The following is a 4460-nucleotide window of genomic DNA, read 5'->3' on the forward strand; positions in this document are numbered from 1 at the left end:
CCATCCCGCTTGCGTCCCATGACCAGCGGCCGCGACAACACTGAGCTTTTCTCTGTCATAGGTGTCCACCTGCTTATACGTGGACACCATCCTTACCTCTTTTCCGCCACCATTCCAGACGTCGTTAAAGGAGCGCTTACCACGATCCGATGAATTTCTAATCGCCTTAGCTGAAGTATTTCATTGATGAGACTGAGTTCGGTCATACGTATTCGAGAAGTGAAAAAGTCGCTATGGCTTCAAAGGTGGTGATTTTGAAGTGTTTACTGAAAGTCTTGCGCTTTATCTGAAGAATCGCAGCTTGAATTAGCTGCTGCGGTTGGCGATTGGTTCATGTTGACCATGGATTTCATTTTAGGAAGAGACCGTATGAGCTCCAAGAACCTTCGAGTAAGAATTGGAATGCCGGTGTACGAGGATGAGCACTATTTGAGAGAGTCATTGAGAATCAAATCCCTTCTGTTTAGCCCTGTTTATTTCCCACCGCAGACCGGTGGAATCTCAAGGTTCATGGAGACCATCGCTGTGGAACTGGGCCCGGAGGAAGTCTGCTGCCTGACTGGGGGGATTTTGCCCACCGGTGACCGACTTCATGAACTCGGCGTGCACGTCTATCGCCGGCCGAGAGCCTGCCACGGCCCGCGCTTTGTTCGCAGTGCCATGCTCGCGACGACCCTGCTTGAAATCATCTTGCGTGAACGCCCGCAGATCGTTCAGCTCGCCGCTGCTCACGATGGCCATGTCGGATTATTTCTGCGCTGGTGCCTCGGAATTCCGTATGTCGTGTACGCACACGGCAATGAAATCCTGGCCGCGCAAAAGGCTTCTGGGTCGAAGACGCGGCTGGTTCTACGCAGCGCCGCTCGGGTGATTGCGGTCAGCAAATACACGGCACACCTGGTCGAGCAGCTCGGAGTCAAGGCGACCCGCATCGAAGTCATCCATCCCGGGTGCGAGGTAGAGTTTTTCCGTCCGCAGCAGCCAAGCCTAGCCCTGCGCCAGCAGCTCTTGGGAACCACAACCAATGAGAAAGTCATCGTCACAGTCGGTAACCTGGTGGCACGCAAAGGGCAGGATATGGTCATTCGGGCTCTTCCGCGCGTGCTCCATGCATTTCCGAACACCCAATACTTGGTTGTAGGAGATGGGCCCTACCGACCGGAACTGGAGCAATTGGCCGCTGAGGTTGGAGTGCATGAGCAAGTCATCTTCACAGGGCGGATTCCAAATGAGCTTTTGCCTGAAGTCTACGCCCTGAGTGATGTCTTCGTGATGCCTAGTCGTGAACAATGCGAAGCGAGTGATGTGGAAGGATTCGGCATCGTGTTCCTTGAGGCGAGTGCCTGTGGCAAGCCGGCGGTGGCCAGCTGTTCCGGGGGTATCGAGGACGCGGTCGTGGAAGGCGTCACTGGCTTCCTGGTAGATCCACTCTCGCCGGACGAGATCGCGCACGCCTTGATTCGTATCTTGAGCGACGCGAATCTGGCCGCAAACTTGGGCAAGCAGGGCCGCGAACGTGTCGTACGCGAATTCTCGTGGCGCCGGGTTGCTGACCAAATAAGAAGGGTTCTCGCTGAGGTCGTGCACGAGCAGAATTTGCCATCCTGACAAGTCAGATTGGCGAAATATGTGCTATCGAGATCACAGTCGCGCCTGTATACGGAGCATAGAAACGAATGATGCGAAAGAATGCCCAAATTCGGATTCCTGGATCTAAGATTCCTAGGCCCATACATAACATAATGGCCAATTGGAGCGGGTATATTTTTTCCGCAACAATCACATTTTTCCTCACACCATTTGTGGTGCAGCATCTGGGAAGCACCGGCTACGGCATCTGGACACTGCTGACCTCACTTACCGGGTATTTAGGTCTTCTCGATTTGGGAGTCCGGGGAACGGTCACACGCTATATAGCCCGCTTTCATGCTCAAGCAGATCACAACGAAGCCAGTCGGGTCACGGCATCCGCCTTAGTTGTCTTCGCCGTAAGTGGAAGCTTGGCCGTACTGATTTCTGTCATCCTGGCCGCCTTCGCGGTAGATGCCTTCAATATGCCGGATGAGTTCAAATCTGCGGCCAAGACTGTGTTTGTGGTAGCCGGTTTTACGGCGGGTGTCTCGCTGGTGAGCGGCGTCTTCGGTGGAGTGATTGCTGGTCTGCAACGCTTTGGCCTTTTGAACATGATTGAGAACTTCAGCGGAGTACTGCGCGCGCTGGCAATTGTGATGATGCTTAGCCACGGGTACGGCCTTCAGGCGCTTGCGTTGATTCATCTGGCCTTCTCGGTTCTGAACGGCTTGGCATATGGCATCGCCAGCCGCCGTCTCTACCCGGAGCTTTCCTTCCGGTTAAAAGATTCCAGCCGGTCGCATCTGCGTATGATTCTTTCATTCAGTGCTTATTTATTCATCCTGAATGTTTCGAATCTTCTGATCTTTTACACCGATACCATGATCATCGGTGCTTTCCTGTCCGTGAGCATGATCACTTTCTTTGCCATTGCAGGAACGTTGATGAATCAAGCGCGCGTTATTCTCCGCGGGATTACCACCGCGATGACCCCGCTGGCCAGCTCCCTGGATGCACGGATCAGCTATGCAGGTCTCCAATCGACGCACTTACGCGTCTCACGTTACGCGACGATGGTTATCGCACCGATACTGGTGACATTCATGCTTCGTGGGGAATCCTTCATCAATCTGTGGATGGGAGACGAGTACGGTGAGCTTTCGGGCCGGGTGCTTTTTATCTTGGCCCTGGCGCTTCTGCTCACTACCGGAAACCACGTATCCGCCTCGATCATGGTCGGCATGGGCAGGCACAAAGGGATGGTGCCCATCGCTGTAGGTGAGGCCCTGTGTAACCTCCTGCTCAGTATTCTGTTGGTTCAGTCTTGGGGAGTCGAGGGGGTTGCTTGGGGTACCGCTATTCCTAACATCGCGTTCGGTATCCTGTTCTGGCCTTGGTACATTCGCCGAACGCTGGGAGTTTCAATACGAACCTACCTGAGCTCGATTTGGCTACGTCCCGGCACGGCATTGATTCTTTTTGCCTTAGCTTCTGCGTACATCGAAAAGTTCTGGCCGGCGACCAACCTGGTGCTTTTCTTTTCGCAGGTGGCGATGGTTTTGCCCTTGGCTCTGGTTAGCTACTGGTGGATCTGCTTTGACTCCGCTGAGCGACAGAGTATTCGCTTCCGCCTCTGGCATCCGTCGATTGAGCCACAAAGGATAAATACGGAATGAAATCCTTCCTGTTTATAGCCCCTTTGGCTTCTACTGCAGATCGACGGGATCTCAAAGTTCAAGAACGCTGTAGTGTGTAGTACGCGGGTTCTCGTGGTACCGGGATTGCTTGATCGGATAAGAAGAGCTCTCGCCGAAGTCGCGCGCGAGCAGAATCGGCAATCCTACGGGTTAGATTGGTGAAATGCGTGCATGGTGTGTTTGGATTCGACTTCAGGATTATGAGGTGTTTTGATGAGCGGAACGCAGCCACGTGTCAGTATAGGAATACCGGTCTATAACGGCGAGCGTTATCTCGCCGAGGCGCTGGAATCACTCTTGGCCCAGACCTTTAAGGACTTCGAAATCATTATCTCGGATAACTGCTCGACCGATCAGACCGAAGAGATTTGTCGCCGATATGCAGAGCAAGATTCGCGCGTTCGTTACGTACGTGCGGAAACAAACCGGGGTGCAGCTTGGAATCATAACCGGACGGTTGAGCTAGCCAAGGGCGAATACTTCAAATGGCAGACCTATGACGACCTCTGTGCTCCGACCTTCCTCGAAAAATGTGTCGCCGTCCTGGATCAGCACCCCGAAGTCGTACTCTGCTATCCTCAATTCGTCCGCGTCGATGCGGAGCGCAATCCCCTCGAAGCGAGACGCTCGCAAGTAGATGGTGCAGCAGCACCGCCCGAACGATTTCGTACGCTGATTCTTAAACGATCCACTTGTGAGGAAATCTACGGAGTCGTGCGCACACATGTGCTCCGGCAGACACGCTTGATTGGTAGTTATTCCAATTCCGATGACAACCTGCTGGCGGAATTGGCTCTGCGAGGGCAATTTTTCGAGGTGCCGGAGCCGCTATTTTTCCACCGCGTTCATTCCGGGCAGTCGACAACGGTTTTCGGCGATCGCCTTGCACGCTTCAGGTGGTTCGATACGTCGGCCGCCGGACGGCTGCATTTTCCGTTTTGCAGGCAATTTCGAGAGTACATAGGGCTTATTCAACGGGCACCGCTGTCGCGGCATGACAAGCTCCGCTGCCTCCAGCACTTAGCAATTTGGTTTTGGCAGAAACGCCGACGAATCATAGAGGACCTATACCTAGTTTTCTTCCGTCATACACTGATGCCATCTATAAAGCGCTACGCTCCGTGGACTCGACCGATCTGGCTGTCAGTCAAGAAGACATTGAAGAAAGGCATTGCAGTCAGCGTGTGACTG

At 53.6% G+C, this 4460-nt stretch carries 3 protein-coding genes; all 3 read left to right on the forward strand.

What is annotated here, in order from left to right; translation table 11 throughout:
• Positions 1 to 369 precede the first annotated feature (369 nt).
• A complete protein-coding gene (locus VEB01_RS05230; RefSeq protein WP_324873436.1) occupies positions 370 to 1608 on the forward strand; it encodes a glycosyltransferase family 4 protein in 1239 nt (412 codons plus the stop codon).
• 134 nt (positions 1609 to 1742) lie between these two features.
• Positions 1743 to 3248 (forward strand): oligosaccharide flippase family protein, encoded by a 1506-nt coding sequence (locus VEB01_RS05235; RefSeq protein WP_324873438.1) that lies wholly within the window; start codon positions 1743 to 1745, stop codon positions 3246 to 3248.
• A 234-nt stretch (positions 3249 to 3482) separates the two neighbouring features.
• Complete coding sequence (locus VEB01_RS05240; protein ID WP_324873440.1) at positions 3483 to 4457, forward strand: glycosyltransferase family 2 protein; 975 nt, start codon at positions 3483 to 3485, stop codon at positions 4455 to 4457.
• The last annotated feature ends 3 nt before the right edge of the window (positions 4458 to 4460 follow it).

The sequence above is a fragment of the Methylocaldum sp. genome (genome assembly GCF_035627495.1).
Taxonomy (GTDB): domain Bacteria; phylum Pseudomonadota; class Gammaproteobacteria; order Methylococcales; family Methylococcaceae; genus Methylocaldum.